Source organism: Streptomyces sp. NPDC014801, from assembly GCF_043082085.1.
In the GTDB taxonomy this organism is placed as follows: domain Bacteria; phylum Actinomycetota; class Actinomycetes; order Streptomycetales; family Streptomycetaceae; genus Streptomyces.
This window is the reverse complement of record NZ_JBIBXG010000002.1, coordinates 164,324-184,397: the sequence shown is the minus strand read 5'-3', so window position 1 is coordinate 184,397 and position 20,074 is coordinate 164,324. Positions and strand designations below refer to the sequence as shown.

The following is a 20,074-nucleotide window of genomic DNA, read 5'->3' as shown; positions in this document are numbered from 1 at the left end:
CACATGGGGTCGGGTGAGGTCGCCGCCTAGGGTCGTGCCATGACCGCGCCCCGCCCGCTCCCGGGTCCCCACGCCCCCTCGCTCGACCTCGGCGGTCGCACCGCCCTCGTCACCGGTGCCGCCGGTGGCATCGGCCGCGCCTGTGTGCTGCGGCTGGCCGCCGCCGGGGCCAAGGTACGGGCGGTCGACCGGGACGCGGCCGGCCTCACGGCACTCGCCGAGCCGGCCGCGTCCCTGCCCGGCACCGTGGAGTCCCACGTCCTCGACCTCACCGACCTGGACGCCGCCGAACACGTGGCCGCCAGCACCGACATCCTGGTCAACAACGCCGGGATCCAGCTCGTCCGCCCGATCGAGGAGTTCCCGCCCGAGGTCTTCCACACGGTCCTCACCGTGATGCTGGAGGCGCCCTTCCGGCTGATCCGGGGCGCCCTGCCGCACATGTACGGCCAGGGGTGGGGCCGCATCGTCAACATCTCCTCCGTGCACGGACTGCGGGCCTCCGCCTACAAGTCCGCGTACGTGGCCGCCAAGCACGGCCTGGAGGGGCTGTCCAAGACCGCCGCGCTGGAAGGCGCCGCCCACGGTGTCACCTCCAACTGCGTCAACCCCGGCTATGTGCGCACCCCGCTGGTCGAGCGGCAGCTCGCCGACCAGGCCGCCGCGCACGGGATTCCCGAGGAGCGCGTGCTGAGCGAGGTGATGCTGCAGGACAGCGCTCTCAAGCGGCTGATCGAGCCGGAGGAGGTCGCCGAGGCCGTGGCCTACCTGTGCGGGCCGCACGCCTCCTTCGTCACCGGCACCTCCCTCGTCCTCGACGGCGGGTGGACCGCGCACTGAGCGGCCCGGTGCCGGGTTGTCCACAGGCCTGACGCGACGCCCCGGTGATGGGTAATCCTGTGACCATGTCCCGCGATCACGTGCAGTCGAACCGGAGCCCGGCACGGGAGGCCGCCGCACCCGGCCCCACCGGGGAGCTCTCCGCCCCCGCGTCCCGCCCCGCAGGCGGGCAGGCGGGCGAGGGCCCCCGCCGCGCGGGCGAGCGCCTGCGGCCCGCCGGGGGACACGCGGGCGAGGAGACCTCTGCTGCCGAAGCACGCGCCGACGCCGTGGGACGCCCCGACGGTCACGGCCCCGACGGCCACGGCTCCGACGGTGATGGCCCCGCAGGTCACGGCCCCGCCGACGATGCCCCCGCAGGTCACGGCCCCGACGGCCACAGCACCGCAGGTCACAGCCCCGCGCCCCAACGCCCCCACGCGCAGCCCGCCGACGTCGAGGTGCCCGACGTCGAGGCGCCCTTCCTCGACCTGCTGGCCCGGGGCGCCGCCGCCGACGCGTTCGAGCAGCCGGTGCTGCGGGCCCGCGCCGAGGGATGGCCGGCCGAGCGGATCGCCGCGCTGGAGCACGCCAAGCTGCTCGCCCTGCGGGTCCGCGCCGAGCTGGACGGCCGGCGCCGCCGCGAGGCGGAGCTGTCCGCGCTCTTCGAGACCGCCCACGACCTCGCGGGCCTCAGGGACCTCGACGCGGTCCTGCAGGCGATCGTGCAGCGCGCCCGCTCCCTGCTGGGCACCGATGTCGCCTACCTCAGTCTCAACGACCCCGAGCGCGGCGACACCTACATGCGGGTCACCGAGGGCTCGGTCGCGGCCCGCTTCCAGCAGCTGCGCCTGGGCATGGGCGAGGGCCTGGGCGGCCTGGTCGCGCAGACCGCCCGCCCCTACGTCACCGACGACTATTTCAAGGACGGCCGCTTCCAGCACACCACGACCATCGACACCGGCGTGCGCGACGAGGGGCTGGTCGCCATCCTCGGCGTGCCGCTCATGCTCGGCCCGCACGTCATCGGCGTGCTGTTCGCGGCCGACCGCCGCGCGCGCGTCTTCGAACGCGAGCAGATCGCCCTGCTCGGCTCGTTCGCCGCGCTCGCCGCGGCCGCGATCGACACCGCCAACCTGCTCACCGAGACCCGTTCGGCCCTCGCCGACCTGGAGCGGGCCAACGAGATCATCCAGGACCGCAGCGCGGTCATCGAACGCGCCTCGGACGTGCACGACCGGCTCGCCGAACTGGTCCTGCGCGGCGGCGGCGTCCACGACGTGGCCGCGGCCGTCTCCCAAGTGCTCTCCGGGACCGTGGAGTTCGCCGAGGCCGACGCGGCGCCCGCGTCCGCGCTGGAGGCCTCGCGCGCCGAGGGACACGCCGTACGACACGGCGACGACTGGATCGCCGCGGTGGCCGCGGGCGGCGAACTGCTCGGCGCGCTCGTGCTGCGCGGCCACCCCGCTCTCGACCCGGTCGACCAGCGCACCCTGGAACGCGCCGCGATGGTGACCTCCCTCCTGCTGCTCGCCAGACGCTCCGCCGCCGAGGCCGAACAGCGGGTGCGGGGCGAGCTGCTGGACGACCTGCTCGACGTCCGCGACCGCGACCCGCGCCTGCTGCGCGAGCGTGCCGCCCGCCTGCGCGCCGACCTGGACGCCACCCATGTGGTGCTGGCCGCCCGCCTCGACACGCCCGCGGCCGACGCCGACCGGGAGGCCGAGGCCCGCCGCAGGCTGTGGGCCGCCGCCTCCCACCTGGCCGCGACCCGGCACGGCCTGGCCGCCGCACGCGACGGCGGCACGGTCCTGCTGCTGCCGCTGCCCCGCGGCGGGACGGCGACCGCGCTGGCCCGCTCCGCCGCCCGCCATCTGGGCACCGCCGTCCACGAGGCGGTCACCGTGGGCGCCTCCGGACCCGTGGCCGACCTGGCCGCCCACCCCGAGGCCGTGGCCGCCGCCTACGCCGAGGGCCGCCGCTGCCTCGACGCGCTGCGCCTGCTGGGGCGGTCGGGGGACGGCGCCGCCGCCGAGGACTTCGGCTTCCTCGGGCTGCTGCTGGCCGGCGACCGGGACATCGCCGGCTTCGTCGAGCGCACCATAGGCCGGGTCGTCGACTACGACACCCGCCGCGGCACGGACCTGCTGCACACCCTGGAGGCGTACTTCGCCTCCGGCATGAGCCCCGCGCGCACCAAGGACGCCCTCCACGTCCACGTCAACACGGTCGCGCAGCGCCTGGACCGGGTGGCCCGCCTCCTCGGCGACGACTGGCAGAGCCCGGCCCGCGCCCTGGAGATCCAACTGGCCCTGCGCCTGCATCGCCTGTCCGCCGGCGAGCAGACCACGACGGCCCCCACTCACGACTGAGCCGCTCCTCGGGCCCGCGCCCCACGCGGGCAACTCCGTGCCCCCGCGCGACTGGTGGGGCCGGGCTGTGCGGACGGGTGGGACGGCGCGTTTCGCACATAGGGCGGCGCCGAACTATGGTGCCCCGCCACATGTCCGCCTGACCTGGGCGTTTCTACGGTGTGCCAGCACGTACCCGTCCCCACCGCACACGAGGAAGTGGCGCACATGGCCTCCGGAACGACCGCATCCCCGCCCCCCGCGACCCTCCCGCGCATCGTCGCCGCCAGCCTCATCGGCACCACCATCGAGTGGTACGACTTCTTCCTCTACGCGTCGGCCGCGGCCCTGGTGTTCAACAAGCTGTTCTTCCCCGACTCCGACCCGCTCGTCGGCACGCTGCTGTCCTTCCTGACCTACGCCGTGGGGTTCGCGGCCCGGCCGCTGGGCGCGCTGGTCTTCGGCCACTACGGCGACCGGCTGGGCCGCAAGAAGCTGCTCGTGCTCAGCCTGCTGCTGATGGGCGGAGCCACCTTCGCGATCGGGCTGCTGCCCACCCACGCCACCATCGGGACCGCGGCGCCCGTGCTGCTGACCGTCCTGCGGCTGGTCCAGGGATTCGCGCTCGGCGGTGAGTGGGGCGGCGCCGTCCTGCTCGTGTCGGAGCACGGGGACGCGCGGCGGCGCGGGTTCTGGGCCTCCTGGCCGCAGACCGGGGCGCCCGCCGGGCAGTTGCTGGCGACCGGTGTGCTGTCGCTGCTGACCGCCACCCTGTCGGACGACGCCTTCGGCACCTGGGGATGGCGCATCCCGTTCCTGCTGTCGGGTCTGCTGGTGCTGGTCGGCCTGTGGGTCCGGCTGTCGGTCGACGAGTCCCCGGTCTTCAAGGCCGCGCTGGCCGCCGCCGAGCAGCGCAAGGCGGCTACGGGAGCCGTCGAGAAGATGCCGCTGCTGGCGGTGCTGCGCAACCACTGGCGGGACATCCTGGTCGCCATGGGCGCCCGGATGGCGGAGAACATCAGCTACTACGTCATCACCGCCTTCATCCTCGTCTATGCCACCACCTCGGCGGGACTGAGCAAGCAGACCGCGCTCAACGCGGTGCTGATCGGCTCGGCGGTGCACTTCGCGGTCATCCCGGCCTGGGGCGCCCTCTCCGACCGGATCGGCCGGCGACCGGTCTACCTCATCGGCGCGGTGGGCGTCGGGCTGTGGATGTTCCCGTTCTTCTCGCTGATCGACTCCAAGAGCTTCGGCAGCCTGCTGCTGGCCGTCACCGTCGGCCTGATCCTGCACGGCGCCATGTACGCCCCGCAGGCCGCGTTCTTCGCCGAGATGTTCGCGACCCGGGTGCGCTACTCCGGCGCCTCGATCGGCGCCCAGTTCTCCTCGGTCGCCGCCGGCGCCCCGGCGCCCCTGATCGCCACCGCGCTGCTGTCCGACTACGACAGCTCCACGCCGATCGCGCTGTACGTGATCGCCGCCGCCCTGCTCACGGTCGTCGCGGTGCTCTGCGCGAAGGAGACCCGCAGCCGGGACCTCGCCGACGTCGTCCCCGAGACGCCGGCGCCGGTGCGCGCCGACGTGTGAGTCGCGACGGCGCCCCCTCCGTGCCCGGCGGAGGGGGCGCCGCGCTGCCGGAGGCCGCCCGGCAGCGGCGGCCTCCGGCGCCCCCCTTCTCGGGGCGGACGCCCCGGCTGGTGGCGGCCGGCCGTGCCCGGCTCAGCCGACCGTGATGTGCTGGTCCATGCCGAGCTGCTTGTGTCCGGGGATCGGGCAGTACACGTCGTAGGTGCCCTTCTTCAGGGTCACCGTCAGCGGCGCCGTCTGCCCGCTCTGGACGTTCTTGGTCCGGGCGTCCGCGACGCCGGGGCCGTCGATGGACACGGCGTGCGTGATGTGGCCGGCGTTGTCCGCGACGAAGGTGTAGGTGCCGGGCGCGAAGGACGACCGGGACAGCTTCAGCCCGTACTCGGTCTCGGTGACGGTCACCCGTGTCCCCGTACCGGTCGCCGGCGCCGCGGCGGCGCTGCCCGAGCTCTTCGCGTGACCGCCGCCGCCCCCGCTGGAGCAGGCCGCGAGGACCAGTGCGGCCGCGAAGGCCGCCGCCGCGGTGCCGGCCGCCGTACGGGTGGTGTGTGTCGAGATCGCCATCGTGCTCATCCCCTTGGGTATCGCCCTCTATGTCCCATACGTTCGGAAATGCCAGGCGGTTCATCGGGCGTGCGGGGAAGGGAGCGTACGATCGTACGCTCTGGAGAGTACGCTCGTACGCATGACGCCGGACTACTTCGCGGACGATCCGCGCACGCACCTGGAGCGCATGCTCGCGGGCGACCTCTACATCGCCGACGACCCCGAGATCGCCCGTCGGCAGCAGCGGGCCGTGCGCCTGGCCGCCCGCTACCAGGCCGCCTACGCCGAGGACGCCGACGCGGCCCGCCCGCTGCTCGCCGAACTCCTCGGCTCCCTCGGCGACGAGGCCCACGTGCGCCCGCCCCTGTACGTCGACTACGGCAGCAACATCACGATCGGCGCGCGCACCTTCGTCAACTACCACCTCACCGCCCTGGACGTCGCCGCCGTCACCATCGGCGAGGACTGCCAGATCGGCCCCCACGTGCAACTGCTCACGCCCACCCACCCGTTGGAGCCGCAGCCCCGCCGCGACAAGCTGGAGGCGGCCCGGCCCATCACCATCGGCGACAACGTGTGGCTCGGCGGCGGCGTCATCGTCCTGCCCGGCGTCACCATCGGGGACAACTCCGTCATCGGAGCCGGTGCCGTCGTCACCAAGGACGTCCCCGCGAACGTCGTCGCGGTCGGGAACCCGGCCCGGCCGGTCCGGAATCTGTGAGCACGCCCCGATGGCCACCGGACACACCGACCCGCAGCGCCGCGCCCGCATTCTCGACGCCACGCTGGACGTCATCGCCGACGAGGGCATCGCCCGGGTCTCGCACCGCAGGATCGCCACCCGCGCGGGCGTGCCGCTCGGGTCGATGACCTACCACTTCGACGGCATCGAGCAGTTGCTGCACGAGGCCTTCGGCCGGTTCACCGACCGCATGGCCGGGCTGTTCGACGCGCACCTGGGGGCCGCGGCGGACCGGGAGCAGGCCCGCCGGGCCGTGGCCGACCTGGTGCACGCCCTGTCCGAGGGCAGCCGGCGCGATCTCGTGCTCGCCCAGGAGCTGTACACGCTGGCCGCCCGCGACCCGGCCTACCGCGTCCTCACCCACGCGTGGATGGAGCGCAGCCGCGGGCACCTGGAGAAGCACTTCGACCCGGACACGGCCCGCCAGTTGGACGCCCTCATCGAGGGGCTCACACTGCACCGGGCGCTGGCCGTGGAACCGCACGCACGCGCGCTGACCGTCGAGGCCATCGCCCGCATCACGGCCCCAGACCCGGGCGGCCGCGCCCGCCCCTGACGCCGCGCACCCCGGGGCGCCCGCCCGCCGGCCCGGCGGCGCACGGCCTCGAACCGTCCGGCACCGCCTACGGCAGGACCTTCACCTCCACGCCGCCGATCCGGCCCACGGCGTCGAAGCGGACCTCGACCGCGCTGCCGCCGGGCAGGCCCGCGACGATCCGGTCGTCCTCCGCGCGCTGCGGCACACCGTGGTGGTCGAAGTAGCCCCCGACCACGTGCCGGGCCGAACGGCCGATCAGGCCGGCCCCGGTGAGCAGGGTGCGCGGCAGCGTCACCGGGTCCAAGCCGGCGCGCGGGACCCGCGGGTCGTCGGGCAGGAAGTACACCCGCGTCGCCGGCCCCGCCGCGACCCCGATGTACCCGGGGGCCTCGGCCACGCCCATGCCGGCGAAGGCCAGCGTCTCCGCAGCGCGGCGCGGGTCGGAGAAGCCCGACAACTCCAGGACCGGCTCGGTGAGTTCGGGGATGCCGTGGGCGTGTCCGTACCGCGCGACCGCGTCGGCGAGCGCGACCACCTCGGTGCCGCGCAGACCCGGGTTGGCCCAGCCCCACATCCAGGACTGCTCGTCCGTGTCGTAGGTGCCGAGGACGGCCACCCGCAGCTCGACGTCCCCCTGCCGGTAGCGGCACGCCGGCAGGTCGGCGGTCCACGGGGCCTCGGGGAGGAAGGCGGTCAGGGCCTCGAGCTGGGCCGCGCCCCACGCGGCGTGCCGTTCGGCCTCCAGGAGGAACGCGTCGCTGAACTCACTCACCATGCCCCGAGCGTAGGGGCCGGACGCGCGACCCCGGTGTGCGGGTCCCCGGTCGCGCGGGCACCGGGCGTCAGGCGGTAGGACGCGGCCAGGTCCCGCACCTCGACGGAACACACCACGTCCTGCCCGCTCTCCGGCGGCAGATGGCCGCGCAGGATCGTCAGGACCGTCTCGGCCAGGCGGGCCTTGAGCGCCTCGGAGCGGCCGGGCAGCAGGCCCACGTCGACATGGACGAAGGGCGCCCGCCCGTCCCCGACGTAGGCCTCGGCCGGGCGCAGGAAGGTCTTGCAGACGCCCGTCGAGCCGGAGTCCGTGACCACGGTCGTGTGCAGCTCCTTCACGAGGGTCTCCCGGTCGAAGGCACCGTCCAGCTGCGAGGAGTAGTCGATGGTGATGTGCGGCACTGCGATCCCCTTCGCGCGAATGCTGGTTACTTCAGGCAACTATTTTCGCGCATCCCCGGCAGCCCGCCCGCGTGGGTCCCGCTCGCGACCCCGGGACGCGGCCGGATCGAAGGTGTGGAGGGAGGGTCGCCACCCGGTACGGTCTGCCATGACTCCGGTACGGTGCGTGACGCGACTTCGCCGGCCGTTCTTCCCCAGGTCACTAAATTGAATCGTTCGTTTTTCTGTACCTCTCGTGTCTGACGGAGTAGGTTGCTCGCCATGAGCGCATCCGCTGCCGAGGAGTTGCGCGGCGCCGGCCTGCGGGTCACGGCCGCCCGCGTGGCCCTGCTGGAGACCGTCCGCGAGGGCGACCACCTCGATGTCGAGGCCATCGCCGGCGGCGTGCGGGCCCGTGTCGGCCACATCTCCGTCCAGGCCGTCTACGAGGCCTTGCACGCGCTCACCGCGGCCGGGCTCATACGGCGTATCGAACCGGCCGGCAGCCCGGCCCGGTTCGAGGGGCGGGTGGGGGACAACCACCACCACGTCGTGTGCCGGTCCTGCGGGACCGTCGCCGACGTGGACTGCGAAGTGGGCGAGGCCCCCTGCCTGACCGCATCCGACGACCACGGTTTCGTCATCGACGAGGCCGAGGTCATCTACTGGGGCCTGTGCCCCGACTGCTCCACCGCAGGTACGTCAGCACCCTGATCCGCAAGCAGTTCGCACGATGATCCGCTTAGTTCGGAAGGATCCCCATGTCCGAGAACCCTGACGCAATCGTCACCGACCCCAAGACGGAGGGCGCGGGTGGCTGCCCGGTCGCGCACGGACGCGCGCCGCACCCCACGCAGGGCGGCGGCAACCGCCAGTGGTGGCCTGAGCGGCTCAACCTGAAGATCCTCGCCAAGAACCCGCCCGTGGCGAACCCGATGGGCGAGGACTTCGACTACGCCGAGGCGTTCCAGAGCCTCGACCTGCCCGCGGTGAAGCGCGACATCGCCGAGGTGCTCACCACCTCGCAGGACTGGTGGCCCGCCGACTTCGGCCACTACGGCCCGCTGATCATCCGCATGGCCTGGCACAGCGCCGGCACCTACCGCATCAGCGACGGCCGCGGCGGCGCCGGTGCCGGCCAGCAGCGGTTCGCCCCGCTCAACAGCTGGCCGGACAACGCCAACCTGGACAAGGCCCGCCGTCTGCTGTGGCCGGTCAAGAAGAAGTACGGCAAGAACCTGTCCTGGGCCGACCTGATGATCCTCGCCGGCAACGTGGCGCTGGAGTCCATGGGCTTTAAGACCTTCGGCTTCGGCGGCGGCCGCGAGGACGTCTGGGAGCCGGAGGAGGACGTCTACTGGGGTCCCGAGACCACCTGGCTCGGCGACGAGCGCTACAGCGGCGACCGCGAGCTGGAGAACCCGCTGGGCGCGGTCCAGATGGGCCTGATCTACGTCAACCCCGAGGGCCCCAACGGCAACCCGGACCCGCTCGCCGCGGCCCGCGACATCCGTGAGACGTTCCGCCGCATGGCGATGAACGACGAGGAGACCGTCGCGCTGATCGCCGGCGGCCACACCTTCGGCAAGACGCACGGCGCCGGCCCGGCCGACCACATCGGCAACGACCCCGAGGCCGCCTCCCTGGAGGAGCAGGGCCTGGGCTGGAAGTCCACCTACCGCACCGGCAAGGGCGCGGACACCATCACCTCGGGCCTGGAGGTCACCTGGACCACCACCCCGACCCAGTGGAGCAACGGCTTCTTCAAGAACCTCTTCGAGTTCGAGTACGAGCTGACCGAGTCCCCGGCCGGCGCGAAGCAGTGGGTGGCCAAGGACGCCCCGGAGATCGTCCCGGACGCGCACGACCCGTCGAAGAAGCACCGCCCGACGATGCTCACCACCGACCTGGCGCTGAAGCTCGACCCGATCTACGGGCCGATCTCCCGCCGGTTCTACGAGAACCCGGACGAGTTCGCCGACGCCTTCGCCCGCGCCTGGTACAAGCTGACGCACCGTGACATGGGCCCGAAGTCCCTGTACCTCGGCCCGGAGGTCCCGGCGGAGACCCTGCTGTGGCAGGACCCGCTGCCGGAGGCCGACGGTGAGCCGATCGGCGCCGCCGACATCGCGGTCCTCAAGGGCAAGCTGCTCGACTCGGGTCTGACCGTGGCGCAGCTGGTCACCACCGCGTGGGCGTCGGCCTCGACGTTCCGCGGCAGCGACAAGCGCGGCGGAGCCAACGGCGCCCGCATCCGCCTGGAGCCGCAGCGCGGCTGGGAGGTCAACGAGCCCGACCAGCTCGCGCTCGTGCTGCGCACCCTCGAGGGCGTCCAGCAGGACTTCAACGCCGGGTCCGCCCGCAAGGTCTCCCTGGCCGACCTGATCGTCCTCGGTGGCTGCGCCGCCGTGGAGAAGGCCGCCAAGGACGCCGGCTTCGACATCGAGGTGCCCTTCACGCCGGGCCGCGTCGACGCGACGCAGGAGCAGACCGACGCCGAGTCCTTCGAGGCGCTGGAGCCGGTCGCGGACGGCTTCCGCAACTACCTCGGCAAGGGCAACCGCCTGCCGGCCGAGTACCTGCTGCTCGACCGCGCCAACCTGCTCACCCTGAGCGCCCCCGAGATGACGGTCCTCGTCGGCGGCCTGCGCGTGCTGGGCGCCAACCACCAGCAGTCGCAGCTCGGCGTCTTCACCAAGACCCCGGGTGCCCTGACGAACGACTTCTTCGTCAACCTGCTCGACCTGGGCACGACGTGGAAGTCCACCAGCGAGGACCAGACCACGTTCGAGGGCCGGGACGCCGCCACGGGCGAGCTGAAGTGGGCCGGCAGCCGCGCCGACCTCGTCTTCGGCTCGAACTCCGAACTGCGCGCGCTGGCCGAGGTCTACGCGAGCGACGACGCGAAGGAGAAGTTCGTCAAGGACTTCGTCGCGGCCTGGGACAAGGTCATGAACCTCGACCGGTTCGACCTGGTCTGACCGCTCCCGCTCCCGCCGGGCCGGCCCTCGGGGCCGGCCCGGCCTTTTTGCGCGTGCGGCGATCACGGTCGTCCCCGGACCGCGGTGTAGTAAGTTCCCTTTGGAAACTCACTGGTTCGACTCGCAAGGAGCCCGCCGTGCCGCAGGAGACGTGGACCGTCGTCGACGCCTACTTCAACGAGTTGCTCGTCGAGGAGGACGACGCCCTGCGCGCGGCCGTGGCCGACGCGGACGCCGAACGGCTGCCCGCCATCCATGTCGCCCCGAACCAGGGCAAGTTGCTGAACCTTCTCGCCCGCATCCGCGGCGCCCGCACCGTGCTGGAGATCGGCACCCTCGCCGGTTACAGCACGATCTGGCTGGCCCGCGCCCTCCCCGGCGACGGGCGCGTGGTGACCCTGGAGGTGGACGAGCAGTGCGCCGCCGTCGCCGCCGCGAACGTGGCGCGCGCCGGCCTCGGCCACCTCGTCGACATCCGCCTCGGCAAGGCCCTCGACACCCTGCCCCGGCTCGTTCAGGAGGGCGCCGGCCCCTTCGACCTCGTCTTCCTCGACGCCGACAAGCCCTCCAACCCCGCCTATCTGGAGTGGGCCCTGAAGCTGACCCGCCCCGGCAGCGTCATCGTCGCCGACAACGTCGTACGGGAGGGCGCCGTCACCGAAGCGGACAGCTCCGACCCGCGCGTCCAGGGCGTACGCCGCTTCACCGAGCTCATCGCCGCCCACCCCCGGCTGACCGCCACGACCCTGCAGACCGTGGGGGAGAAGGGCTACGACGGCTTCATGCTGGCGCTGGTGACGGATTGACGGATTGACGGACTGACGGACTGACGGACTGACGGACGACGAGCTGACGGGCGACCGGCGGTCGCGCGTTGTCCCGAGAGGGGGTGAGGCAAGGCGGAAGGTCAAAGCCGCGGCGCGGTCTCGTATCTCGGCCCCAGGTCCGGCCGGTCCGATCCGGCCAGCTCCGTGGTGAGCCGGTGGACCTGCGTCAGCTCGTGCAGGAGCTCCCGGGTCTCCTCCTCCGGGATCCCGGCCGCGCGGGAGATCTCCTCCAGGTGGACGGCGTCACCGCCGTGGTGCTCCTGGGCCGCGGTGAGGGCCTGGAAGACCCGCTCGTGCCGCTCGCCGTACTCCGGGAGGCCGCGCCCCGGGGACGCCTGCGCCGATCCCTTCCGCACGGGATCGCGCGGCTCCTGCCGGGCGGCGGCCGCACGCTGCTTCTCGTCGCCTTCGCTCGCGGGCTTCATGACTGCCTCTTTTCGAGGTTGAGGGGGTTCGTGTGCCGGGTAACCACCCGTGCGGCGGTACTCACACCTTCGGACAGGCAGGTCACGATGACGGAGCCCCACGACATACCCCGGCCCGCGGGGGACCGGCCCCTGCGGGTGGAGACGCACGGCCTGGACGTGATCGCCGACGGCGAGCGCAAGGGCGTCCCGCGCGGACTGTTCTGGCCCTGGTTCGGCGCCAACGTGTCGGTGCTCGGCCTCAGCTACGGCGCCTTCGCACTCGGGTTCCGGATCTCGTTCTGGCAGGCGCTCGCCGCCGGAGCCGCCGGGATCGTCTTCTCGTTCCTGCTGTGCGGGTTCGTCGCGGTGGCCGGCAAGCGCGGATCCGCGCCGACGATGGTGCTCGGCCGGGCCGCCTACGGGGTGCGCGGCAACCGGCTGCCGTCCGTCGTCTCCTGGCTGCTCACCGTCGGCTGGGAGACCGTCCTGGTCGCCCTGGCGAGCATGGCCACCGCCACCGTCTTCGGCCGCCTCGGCTGGGGCGGCGGCACCGGTACCAAGGTCGCCGCGCTGGTGCTGGTCGGGGCGCTGACCGTGGCCGGGGGCGTCCTCGGCTTCGACCTGATCATGCGGCTGCACACCGTGATCACCGTGGTCACCGGGGTACTCACGGTCGTCTACGTCGGCCTGGTCGCCGACCACGTCCACTGGGGCACGGTCAGCGCCCTGCCGGCCGGGTCCGCGCAGGAGTTCATCGGCGCGCTGGTGTTCATGATGACCGGCTTCGGCCTCGGCTGGGTCAACGCCGCCGCCGACTACTCCCGCTACCTGCCCCGCCGCTCCTCGGGCCGCGCCGTGATCGGCTGGACCACCTTCGGCGCCTCGCTCGCCCCGCTGCTCCTGCTGGTCTTCGGGCTGCTGCTGGCCGGCTCCTCGGCCGGTCTGGGCGAGGCCGTCGCCGCCGACCCGATCGGCGCGCTGACCACGCTGCTGCCCACCTGGTTCCTGGTGCCGTTCGCCGTCGTGGCGGTCCTCGGCCTGGTCGGCGGGGCCGTGCTCGACATCTACTCCTCCGGCCTCGCCCTGCTGGCGGCCGGCCTGCGCGTCCCGCGCCCGCTCGCCGCGCTCGTCGACGGGGTCCTGATGATCGCGGGCTCGGTGTACATCGTGTTCTTCGCCGACGACTTCCTCGGGCCGTTCACGGGCTTCCTCACCACCCTCGGTGTCCCCATCGCCGCCTGGTGCGGCATCGTCCTCGGTGACCTGCTGCTGCGCCGCCGCGACTACGACGAGCAGGACCTGTACCGGCCCGACGGCCGCTACGGCGACGTACCGCCCGGGCCGCTGCTGCTGACCCTCGCCGCGACCGCGCTCGGCTGGGGCCTGGTCACCAACACCAGCGCCCGCCTGCTCGACTGGCAGGGCTATCTGCTCGGCCCGCTCGGTCTCGGCGGCCGCTCCGGCCCGTGGGCGTACGCCAACCTCGGCGTCCTCGCGGCCCTCGCGCTGGGCTTCCTCGGCACGCTGGCCACCGCCCGGGGCAGGGTGCGCGCCCAGGAGGCGGAACCGTCGCGGGCCGAGGTGAGCGCGGTATGAGCGAGGACCGGGGTGCTCACCGTGAGGGCGGAGGCGGCGAGGACCGGGGTGCTCACCGTGGGGGCGGAGGCGGCGAGGACCGGGCTGCTCACCGTGGGGGCGGAGGCGGCGAGGACCACGGTGCCGACCGAGGAGGCGCAGGCGGCGAGGCTCGCGGTGGCCGCCGGACGTCCGGGGCCGCCGGTCTGCTCGCCGTCGTCGACATGCAGCGGGTGTTCGCCGATCCCGGCAGCCCGTGGGCGACGCCGCGCTTCGACGAGGCCGCGGCGGGGGTACGGCGGCTGCTGCCGGCCTTCGGCGACCGGGTCGCCTTCACCCGCTTCCTGGCGCCGCCCGAACCGGAGGGCGCCTGGCGGGCGTACTACGCGCGGTGGCCGTTCGCGCGGCAGCCGCCGGACGCTCCGCTGTGGCGGCTGACGGACGAGTTCGCCGCCGTGGCCCGGCACGTCGTCGACGCGCCCACCTTCGGCAAGTGGACCCCGCAGCTCGCCGCGCTCGTCGGCCAGGACGGGCGGCTGGTGCTGGCCGGCGTGAGCACCGACTGCTGCGTGCTGTCCACGGCGCTCGCCGCCGCCGACGCGGGGGTCGAGGTGGTGGTCGTCGCGGACGCGTGCGCGGGCGTGGACGACGACGCGCACGCCAAGGCGCTGCACGTGCTGGATCTGTACCGGCCCCTGATCCGGGTCACCACCGTCGCGGACCTGCTCGGCGCGCCTTCCGGGTGACGTGCGCGGGCCCGCCGGCAAGTCGGCGGCAAGGGGAATGATCCGGTCCGCGTCGGGTACGCGAGGCCAGACCGCGCCGGGCCCCCCTCGCCCGGTCCGGCCATCCGACCGCCGCGACCAGGGAAGACACCATGGACACACCCGCGAACGACAACACCGCCACGCCCGCCCAGCGCGCGCTGGACGCGCTCGCTCGCAACACCGAGGACACGGCGGCGCTGGACACGCTGGCGCACAGCGATGTGCTGGTGCCGGTGCCGGACGACGTGGGCGACGACGACGCCGCAGACCCCTCCGCGGTGGCTCTGCCGGTGCTGGAACAGCCGGGCGGCACCCCGGTGGTTCCCGTCTTCACGTCCGAGCCGGCGATGGCGGACCTGCTGCCCTACATCTCGCGCTACCGCCTGGTCCCGCTGGGCGCGCTGGCCGCGCAGTGGCCGGCGGACGACCTGTCGCTCACCATCGATGCGGCATCCTCGCATCCGCTGACCCTCACCTCGGAGGGCGTCCGCACCCTCCTGGCCCGACCGTAGGAGGAGAACCGCAGCCGCCGTCCCACCCGGGAACCGGGCCGGGTCACACCGGCCGGGAGCCGAGCATCCGCTCCAGCACCTCGCGCTGGAGCGGGCGGACCTCCGCGTGCAGGCGGCGGCCTTCCTCGGTCAGGGCGACCCACACACCGCGCCGGTCCTCGGCGCACACCGAGCGCTCCACCAGGCCGTCCTTCTCCAGGCGGCCGATGAGGCGGGACAGCGCGCTCTGGCTGAGATGCACCTGCCCGACCAGGTTCTGCACGCGGCACTGATCGCCGGGCCGGGGCGAGGCGGTCGCCAGGATGTCGAGCACCTCGAAGTCGCTGGCGCCCAGGCCGTAGGGGTGCAGGGCCCGGTCGATCTCGCACATCGTGCGGGCGTGCACGGACAGGATGTCCCGCCACCGCTCCTCGAGCCGGACGCCGGCCGTCTTCGCTGACATACCCGCACGGTAGCACCGATCCGGCCAATCGTTGAGCATGCAACTAGTGCGGGTGCAAGCGCCTCGCCGGCGGCCGACACCCGCCGGCGAGGCGCCCCCAGGATCCCCCTCGGCCCTCTCGGCGACCCGCCCCCCGAGGCCGGTCCGTGGTCAGGCCACCGGATCCTGCAGCAGGCCGACCATGTTGCCGTCGGCGTCCTTCACGGAGGCGACGAGACGGCCGTTGCCGACGTCCCGCACGTCCTGGACCACCTCGGCACCCGCCTCCACCAGCGCGGCGAGGCGCTCCCTCAGGTCGGTGACGTGCCAGAACGGCACCGGGCCGGTCAGGCCCTGGGCGTGCCCGTTCGGGTCGAGCCCGACGTCCTGGCCCTCGGCCTTGAAACCGACGTAGTAGGGCTCGTTCACGAACGGCTCGACGCCGAGCAGAGCCGTGAACAGGGCCGTGGCCCGCTCCCGGTCCTTGACGGGGTAGATGATCGTCTGCACGCCGGCGGTCATGGCACTCACTCCTCGAAGGTGCGGGTCCGACGGGTTTTCGTCGGTGTCCCCACGCTAGGACGCGCGCGCCGGTCGTGGCTTCTTCGATCCTGACCCGTGTCACTCCACCGGCTCAGCCGCTCAGGTGGAGGCCCGCTTGACCAGCTCCGTCGGCAGGATGACCGCCGCCGGGTCCTCGCCGCCGATCTGGGCGAGCAGGACGCGGACCATCTCGGCGCTGATGCGGTCCCACGGCTGCCGTATGGTCGTCAGCTCGGGGCTGGCGGAGAGCGCGGCGGGGGAGTCGTCGAAACCGCCCACCGCCACGTCCTCCGGCACCCGGCGCCCGGACCGGTGCAGCGTGGTCAGCACCCCCTGCGCCATCAGGTCCGACGCGACGAACACGGCGTCCACGTCGGGCGCCCGCTCCAGCAGCCGCTCGGCGGCCACCTCGCCGCTGGCCCGGCTGTAGTCGCCGGAGACGATCAGCCGCTCGTCGACCGGGAGGCCCGCCTCGGCGAGCACCTCCTTGTAGCCGGCGAGGCGTTCGACACCGCCGGGGGTGTCCAGCGGGCCGGTGACCGTGCCGATCCGGCGCCGCCCGAGGGAGAGCAGATGGCGCACCATGTCCCGGGCGCCGTCCCGGTCGTCGGCGGCCACGTAACTCACCTTCGAACCCAGGCCGATCGGCTTGCCGCACGCCACCAGCGGCACGCCCGCCTCGCGCAGTTCCTGGGCGACGGGGTCGCCGGAGTGGCTGGAGACCAGCAGCACTCCGTCGACGTGCCCGGCGGTGATGTAGCGGGTGATCCGCCGCCGTTCGTCCTCGTTCCCCGCGAGCATCAACAGCAGCGGGACGTCGTGCGCGGCCAGTGCCTGGGTGCAGCCGCGCAGCAGGACGTTGAAGTTGGGGTCCTCGAAGAACCGCTCCTGCGGCTCGGTGAGCAGGAAGCCCACCGAGTCCGAGCGCCCGGTGATCAGCGAGCGCGCGTGCCGGTTGACGACGTAACCGGTCTTGCGGATGGCCGCGTTGACGGCCTCCTGGGCGGCGGGGCTGACGTAGTGCCCGCCGTTGAGCACGCGCGAGACGGTGCCGCGCGATACCCCCGCCTCGCGCGCCACGTCGTGGATCGTCGGCGGCCTGCGCCGGCCCCCCGATGTACTCATGGTCATGACTTTACGGCCCCGGAGAGCAGGTCCAGGCTCCAGAACCGCTGGACGACCAGGAACAGGACGACCAGCGGCAGCACGGCGAGGAACGCGCCCGTGATCACGAGCGTGTACAGCGCGGGCTGGTTGGAGCCCTGCTCCAGCAGCGTGTAGAGGCCGAGCGTGATCGGGAACTTCTCGTCGTCGCTGAGCATGATGAACGGCAGCAGGAAGTTGTTCCACACGGCGACGAACTGGAACAGGAACACCGTCACCAGGCCGGGGACCATCATGGGCAGCGCGATCCGGGTGAAGATCCGCCACTCGCTCGCCCCGTCCATCCGCCCCGCCTCCACCACGTCCGCCGGCACCGCGGCGGCCGCGTAGATCCGCGACAGGTACACGCCGTAGGGCGAGAGGATCTGCGGCAGCAGCACCGACAGATAGGAGTCCGTCAGGTCCGCCTTCGCCAGCAGCAGGTACTGCGGCACGGCGAGGATCACCGGGGGCATCAGCACCCCCGCGAGCAGGATGTTGAACACCGCCTCGCGTCCGCGGAAGCGGTACGTCGCCAGCGCGTAGCCGCTGACCGCGGACACCGCCGTCGACAGCAGGGCCCCGAGCCCCGCGTAGAGCGCGGAGTTGCCCATCCACTCCCAGTAGACGCCGTCGCGGTAGGCGTTCAGGTCGTGCAGGTTGCCGGCGAAACCGCTGCCCGGCAGGAAGGTGAACGTGGAGAACAGCTCCTTGCCGGACTTGGTCGCCGCGATCACCACCCACGCCACCGGCAGCAGGCAGTACAGCGCGCCCAGCAGCAGTGTCACCGTCGGGACCAGGGCGATCCGGCGGCGCATGGGGGTCCCCTCGCCGGAGCCAGGGGGAGGCCCCTGGGCGGTGCCCGGTGTCGTACCGGCGGCCGGGGCGGCCTTGCGGAGGGCCACGGAACTCATCGGGTTGCCTCCTGCCTGTTGCGGCGGTTCGCGGTGCGCAGGAAGCCGAACGACAGCACCAGTGTGACGACGGCGATGAGGACGGCTTCGGCGGCGGCCGCGTAGATGTCACCGGAGCCGAAGGCGTCCCGGTAGACCTTCATCAGCGGACTCCACGTCGTGGAAACGGAGTTGGTGAGCGGTTTCAGCGTGGTCGGCTCGCTGAACACCTGCAGCGTCGCGATGATCGAGAAGAAGAAGGTCAGCACCAGCGAGGGCGCCACCATCGGGATCTTGATCCGCAGCGCGATCTGCAGCGGGGTCGCGCCGTCCAGCTTCGCCGCCTCGTACACCTCCGCCGGGATGGCCTGCAGCGAGGTGTAGATGACGATCATGTTGAAACCGGTGCCGCCCCAGACCGCGATGTTGGACAGGGCGAGGTAGAGCGGGCCGCCGTCCAGCAGATCCGGCTGCGGCAGACCCAGCCTCTCGAGCACGTAGTAGAAGGGGCTGACGTCCGGCAGGTACAGAAAGCCCCACAGCAGCGCCGCCACGACGCCGGGGATGGCGTACGGCAGGAAGATCGCGAGCCGGGTGAACGGGGCCAGGCGGACCTTGTCGGTGTCGAGCATCAACGCGAGCAGCAGGGCGAGCCCCAGCATGACCGGGACGACGATGCAGCCGTAGCCGGCCACGCGCAGCGCGCCGTGCAGCAGTTCGCTGTCGGTGAGCGCGTCGGTGTAGTTCTCCAGGCCGGCCCAGACCTCGCTGCGGGCGTGGGCCCCGAGGCCGAGGCCGGAGACATGCACCTTGCGGAAGCTGAGCCAGACCGCGTAGCCGATGGGCAGCGCGAAGAACAGGACGAACAGGATCGTCGCGGGGAGGAGGAAGGCGTACGGGGCCGACCTGGCCCCGTACGGCCTGCGGCGTGCGGCGGTGGTCACGGAGCGACCTCGAAGCCCTGCTTCTTCATGTCGGCCACGGTGTCGGCCTGCATCTTCCGCAGCGCCGCGCCGAAGTCCGACTTGTTCTTGGCGGCGGCCCCGAAGGCGTCCTTGAAGGACGTGTAGGCGACGTTCACGTTCGGGCCCCACGCGGAGGGCGCGGTGGTCTCGGCGATGTCGGCGGCCTTGGTGTAGAAGTCGGCCTGGTTCGCGAAGAACTCCGGCGGGTTCTGGAAGGCGCCGCTGAGCTGCGCGGACGTGGACGCCGGGTAGATGCCGCTCTCCTTGGCGAGCGCGTTGAGCGCCTCGGCGTCGGTGTTCAGCCAGGCGGCGAACTTGGCGGCGGCGTCCTTGTGCCGGGAGTCGGTGGTGACCGCCGTCGAGGAGCCGCCCCAGCTGCCGGTGCGGTTCTCGCTCTTGGACCACTGGGGGAGCGGGGCCATGGCCCACTTGCCCTTGGTGTCCGGCGCGGCCGTGGTCAGGGTACCCGGCGCCCACACGGCGCTGACCCACGCGATCTGCTTGCCGGTGTCGAGCGCCTTGTTCCAGGCGGGGGTGTACATCGGCTGGTTGTCGATGGAGCCCTCCTTGACCAGGTCGCCCCAGAACTTCGCGACCTTCTGCGTCGCCGCGTCGTCGATGCCGACCTTCCACTGGTCGCCGGAGGTCGTCCACCACCGCGCGCCGGCCTGCTGGGCCAGGCCCGCGAACAGACCGGAGTCGTTGGCGGAGAAGGTGGTCAGGGCCTTGTCCGGGGCCTTCTTCTTCAGCGCGCGGGCGGTCTGGGCGAACTCGTCCCAGGTGGCCGGCACGGACAGGCCGTACTGCTGGAAGAGGTCCGCGCGGTAGTAGAACATCATCGGCCCGATGTCCTGCGGTATCGCGTAGACGACGTCGGTGCCCAGGGTGGTCTGCTGCCAGACGCCGTCGGCGAACTTCCGCTTGACGTCGCCCACGTTCTTCGCGATGTCGGCCAGCGCGTCATTGCTGACCAGCGTCGGCAGCGCCTGGTACTCCGCCTGCACCAGGTCCGGGCCCTTGCCCGCCTTGTGCGCGGTGAGGATCTTGGTGACCAGCGTGTCGCCGGACGCCTGCTTCTTCACCGTGACGGTGATCCGGTCCTTCTTGCCCGGGCCCTTGTTCCACAGGTCCACCACCTTGTCCATACCGGGCGCCCAGGTCCAGTACGTCAGCGAGACGGGGCCGGACTGTGCGTCGCCCTGGTCGTCGGACGAGCCGCAGGCGGCGAGTGCGGTGGCGCCGAGCGCGACGGCGACGGCGGAAGTCACGAGGCGGCGGCGCTTCGTGTACGGCATGGAT

At 72.7% G+C, this 20,074-nt stretch carries 21 protein-coding genes; 11 read left to right on the top strand and 10 right to left on the bottom strand.

The annotated features are described in order from the left end of the window. Window positions 1–39 precede the first annotated feature (39 nt). The 3 genes from ACF1AL_RS04345 (at window position 40) to ACF1AL_RS04335 (ending at window position 4,760) form a co-directional block, all read left to right on the top strand. On the top strand, window positions 40–840 hold the full coding sequence (locus ACF1AL_RS04345; RefSeq protein ID WP_391825466.1) for a 3-hydroxybutyrate dehydrogenase: 801 nt from the start codon (window positions 40–42) through the stop codon (window positions 838–840). Between the two features lie 65 nt (window positions 841–905). After that, window positions 906–3,191, top strand: coding sequence for a GAF domain-containing protein (locus tag ACF1AL_RS04340; protein ID WP_391696977.1), 2,286 nt, complete (start codon window positions 906–908; stop codon window positions 3,189–3,191). A gap of 207 nt (window positions 3,192–3,398) precedes the next feature. Next, window positions 3,399–4,760, top strand: a complete 1,362-nt coding sequence (locus ACF1AL_RS04335; protein WP_391696980.1) for an MFS transporter — start codon at window positions 3,399–3,401, stop codon at window positions 4,758–4,760. Window positions 4,761–4,892: 132 nt separating this feature from the next. Here ACF1AL_RS04335 and ACF1AL_RS04330 read toward each other — a convergent pair whose 3' ends face one another. Next, the gene (locus ACF1AL_RS04330) at window positions 4,893–5,324 is read right to left on the bottom strand and encodes a plastocyanin/azurin family copper-binding protein (RefSeq protein ID WP_391696983.1); all 432 of its coding nucleotides are present in this window, start codon (window positions 5,322–5,324) and stop codon (window positions 4,893–4,895) included. Between the two features lie 121 nt (window positions 5,325–5,445). Here ACF1AL_RS04330 and ACF1AL_RS04325 point away from each other — a divergent pair, with 121 nt between their 5' ends. Then, complete coding sequence (locus ACF1AL_RS04325; RefSeq protein WP_391696986.1) at window positions 5,446–6,027, top strand: sugar O-acetyltransferase; 582 nt, start codon at window positions 5,446–5,448, stop codon at window positions 6,025–6,027. Between the two features lie 10 nt (window positions 6,028–6,037). Further along, window positions 6,038–6,604: a TetR/AcrR family transcriptional regulator gene (locus ACF1AL_RS04320; RefSeq protein WP_391696989.1), complete on the top strand. Its 567-nt coding sequence runs from the start codon at window positions 6,038–6,040 to the stop codon at window positions 6,602–6,604. Between the two features lie 67 nt (window positions 6,605–6,671). On the opposite strand, the gene ACF1AL_RS04315 is transcribed toward ACF1AL_RS04320, so the two are convergent. Next, a complete protein-coding gene (locus tag ACF1AL_RS04315) occupies window positions 6,672–7,361 on the bottom strand; it encodes a DUF6882 domain-containing protein (protein WP_366839920.1) in 690 nt (229 codons plus the stop codon). After that, the gene (locus ACF1AL_RS04310; RefSeq protein WP_391778902.1) at window positions 7,355–7,762 is read right to left on the bottom strand and encodes a 5-carboxymethyl-2-hydroxymuconate Delta-isomerase; all 408 of its coding nucleotides are present in this window, start codon (window positions 7,760–7,762) and stop codon (window positions 7,355–7,357) included. The genes ACF1AL_RS04315 and ACF1AL_RS04310 overlap by 7 nt, the downstream gene beginning before the upstream one ends. Before the next feature lie 261 nt (window positions 7,763–8,023). On the opposite strand from ACF1AL_RS04310, the gene ACF1AL_RS04305 reads away from it, so the two are divergent. The 3 genes from ACF1AL_RS04305 (at window position 8,024) to ACF1AL_RS04295 (ending at window position 11,528) form a co-directional block, all read left to right on the top strand. Next, on the top strand, window positions 8,024–8,455 hold the full coding sequence (locus ACF1AL_RS04305; RefSeq protein WP_366839918.1) for a Fur family transcriptional regulator: 432 nt from the start codon (window positions 8,024–8,026) through the stop codon (window positions 8,453–8,455). A 47-nt stretch (window positions 8,456–8,502) separates the two neighbouring features. Continuing rightward, entirely contained in the window at window positions 8,503–10,722 is a 2,220-nt protein-coding gene (gene katG / locus ACF1AL_RS04300) for a catalase/peroxidase HPI (protein ID WP_391778901.1), read from the top strand. 137 nt (window positions 10,723–10,859) lie between these two features. Then, the gene (locus ACF1AL_RS04295) at window positions 10,860–11,528 is read left to right on the top strand and encodes an O-methyltransferase (protein ID WP_391778900.1); all 669 of its coding nucleotides are present in this window, start codon (window positions 10,860–10,862) and stop codon (window positions 11,526–11,528) included. 101 nt (window positions 11,529–11,629) lie between these two features. Here ACF1AL_RS04295 and ACF1AL_RS04290 read toward each other — a convergent pair whose 3' ends face one another. Next, entirely contained in the window at window positions 11,630–11,974 is a 345-nt protein-coding gene (locus ACF1AL_RS04290) for a hypothetical protein (protein WP_391697003.1), read from the bottom strand. Between the two features lie 87 nt (window positions 11,975–12,061). Between ACF1AL_RS04290 and ACF1AL_RS04285 the strand changes: the two genes are divergently transcribed. From ACF1AL_RS04285 to ACF1AL_RS04275, 3 genes are all read left to right on the top strand, one after another. Continuing rightward, window positions 12,062–13,552, top strand: coding sequence for a purine-cytosine permease family protein (locus tag ACF1AL_RS04285; protein ID WP_391778899.1), 1,491 nt, complete (start codon window positions 12,062–12,064; stop codon window positions 13,550–13,552). Between the two features lie 185 nt (window positions 13,553–13,737). Then, window positions 13,738–14,277 carry a cysteine hydrolase family protein gene (locus tag ACF1AL_RS04280; RefSeq protein WP_391779176.1) on the top strand — a complete coding sequence of 180 codons (540 nt, stop codon included), beginning with the start codon at window positions 13,738–13,740 and terminating at the stop codon, window positions 14,275–14,277. Between the two features lie 131 nt (window positions 14,278–14,408). Beyond that, entirely contained in the window at window positions 14,409–14,810 is a 402-nt protein-coding gene (locus ACF1AL_RS04275) for an SseB family protein (RefSeq protein WP_366839913.1), read from the top strand. 43 nt (window positions 14,811–14,853) lie between these two features. Here the strand turns inward: ACF1AL_RS04275 and ACF1AL_RS04270 are convergent, their stop codons facing one another. The 6 genes from ACF1AL_RS04270 to ACF1AL_RS04245 all read right to left on the bottom strand — a co-directional run bounded on the left by ACF1AL_RS04270 (window position 14,854) and on the right by ACF1AL_RS04245 (window position 20,070). Then, the gene (locus ACF1AL_RS04270) at window positions 14,854–15,252 is read right to left on the bottom strand and encodes a MarR family winged helix-turn-helix transcriptional regulator (RefSeq protein WP_391778898.1); all 399 of its coding nucleotides are present in this window, start codon (window positions 15,250–15,252) and stop codon (window positions 14,854–14,856) included. A gap of 150 nt (window positions 15,253–15,402) precedes the next feature. Next, window positions 15,403–15,753, bottom strand: a complete 351-nt coding sequence (locus tag ACF1AL_RS04265; protein ID WP_391697010.1) for a VOC family protein — start codon at window positions 15,751–15,753, stop codon at window positions 15,403–15,405. A gap of 120 nt (window positions 15,754–15,873) precedes the next feature. After that, entirely contained in the window at window positions 15,874–16,905 is a 1,032-nt protein-coding gene (locus tag ACF1AL_RS04260; RefSeq protein WP_384209210.1) for a LacI family DNA-binding transcriptional regulator, read from the bottom strand. After that, on the bottom strand, window positions 16,902–17,831 hold the full coding sequence (locus ACF1AL_RS04255) for a carbohydrate ABC transporter permease (protein ID WP_366839909.1): 930 nt from the start codon (window positions 17,829–17,831) through the stop codon (window positions 16,902–16,904). The genes ACF1AL_RS04260 and ACF1AL_RS04255 overlap by 4 nt, the downstream gene beginning before the upstream one ends. Next, on the bottom strand, window positions 17,828–18,754 hold the full coding sequence (locus ACF1AL_RS04250) for a carbohydrate ABC transporter permease (RefSeq protein ID WP_391697013.1): 927 nt from the start codon (window positions 18,752–18,754) through the stop codon (window positions 17,828–17,830). Before ACF1AL_RS04250 ends, ACF1AL_RS04255 begins: the two co-directional genes overlap by 4 nt. After that, window positions 18,751–20,070 (bottom strand): ABC transporter substrate-binding protein, encoded by a 1,320-nt coding sequence (locus ACF1AL_RS04245; protein WP_391825465.1) that lies wholly within the window; start codon window positions 20,068–20,070, stop codon window positions 18,751–18,753. Before ACF1AL_RS04245 ends, ACF1AL_RS04250 begins: the two co-directional genes overlap by 4 nt. Window positions 20,071–20,074 lie beyond the last annotated feature (4 nt).

Excerpts from the sequence above, each read along its gene's own strand:
- ACF1AL_RS04345 (WP_391825466.1), top strand. The coding sequence starts at position 40 with ATGACCGCGCCCCGCCCGCTCCCGGGTCCCCACGCCCCCTCGCTCGAC.
- ACF1AL_RS04340 (WP_391696977.1), top strand. The coding sequence starts at position 906 with ATGTCCCGCGATCACGTGCAGTCGAACCGGAGCCCGGCACGGGAGGCC.
- ACF1AL_RS04335 (WP_391696980.1), top strand. The coding sequence starts at position 3,399 with ATGGCCTCCGGAACGACCGCATCCCCGCCCCCCGCGACCCTCCCGCGC.
- ACF1AL_RS04330 (WP_391696983.1), bottom strand. The coding sequence starts at position 5,324 with ATGGCGATCTCGACACACACCACCCGTACGGCGGCCGGCACCGCGGCG.
- ACF1AL_RS04325 (WP_391696986.1), top strand. The coding sequence starts at position 5,446 with ATGACGCCGGACTACTTCGCGGACGATCCGCGCACGCACCTGGAGCGC.
- ACF1AL_RS04320 (WP_391696989.1), top strand. The coding sequence starts at position 6,038 with ATGGCCACCGGACACACCGACCCGCAGCGCCGCGCCCGCATTCTCGAC.
- ACF1AL_RS04315 (WP_366839920.1), bottom strand. The coding sequence starts at position 7,361 with ATGGTGAGTGAGTTCAGCGACGCGTTCCTCCTGGAGGCCGAACGGCAC.
- ACF1AL_RS04305 (WP_366839918.1), top strand. The coding sequence starts at position 8,024 with ATGAGCGCATCCGCTGCCGAGGAGTTGCGCGGCGCCGGCCTGCGGGTC.
- katG (WP_391778901.1), top strand. The coding sequence starts at position 8,503 with ATGTCCGAGAACCCTGACGCAATCGTCACCGACCCCAAGACGGAGGGC.
- ACF1AL_RS04290 (WP_391697003.1), bottom strand. The coding sequence starts at position 11,974 with ATGAAGCCCGCGAGCGAAGGCGACGAGAAGCAGCGTGCGGCCGCCGCC.
- ACF1AL_RS04285 (WP_391778899.1), top strand. The coding sequence starts at position 12,062 with ATGACGGAGCCCCACGACATACCCCGGCCCGCGGGGGACCGGCCCCTG.
- ACF1AL_RS04275 (WP_366839913.1), top strand. The coding sequence starts at position 14,409 with ATGGACACACCCGCGAACGACAACACCGCCACGCCCGCCCAGCGCGCG.
- ACF1AL_RS04270 (WP_391778898.1), bottom strand. The coding sequence starts at position 15,252 with ATGTCAGCGAAGACGGCCGGCGTCCGGCTCGAGGAGCGGTGGCGGGAC.
- ACF1AL_RS04265 (WP_391697010.1), bottom strand. The coding sequence starts at position 15,753 with ATGACCGCCGGCGTGCAGACGATCATCTACCCCGTCAAGGACCGGGAG.
- ACF1AL_RS04260 (WP_384209210.1), bottom strand. The coding sequence starts at position 16,905 with ATGACCATGAGTACATCGGGGGGCCGGCGCAGGCCGCCGACGATCCAC.
- ACF1AL_RS04255 (WP_366839909.1), bottom strand. The coding sequence starts at position 17,831 with ATGAGTTCCGTGGCCCTCCGCAAGGCCGCCCCGGCCGCCGGTACGACA.
- ACF1AL_RS04245 (WP_391825465.1), bottom strand. The coding sequence starts at position 20,070 with ATGCCGTACACGAAGCGCCGCCGCCTCGTGACTTCCGCCGTCGCCGTC.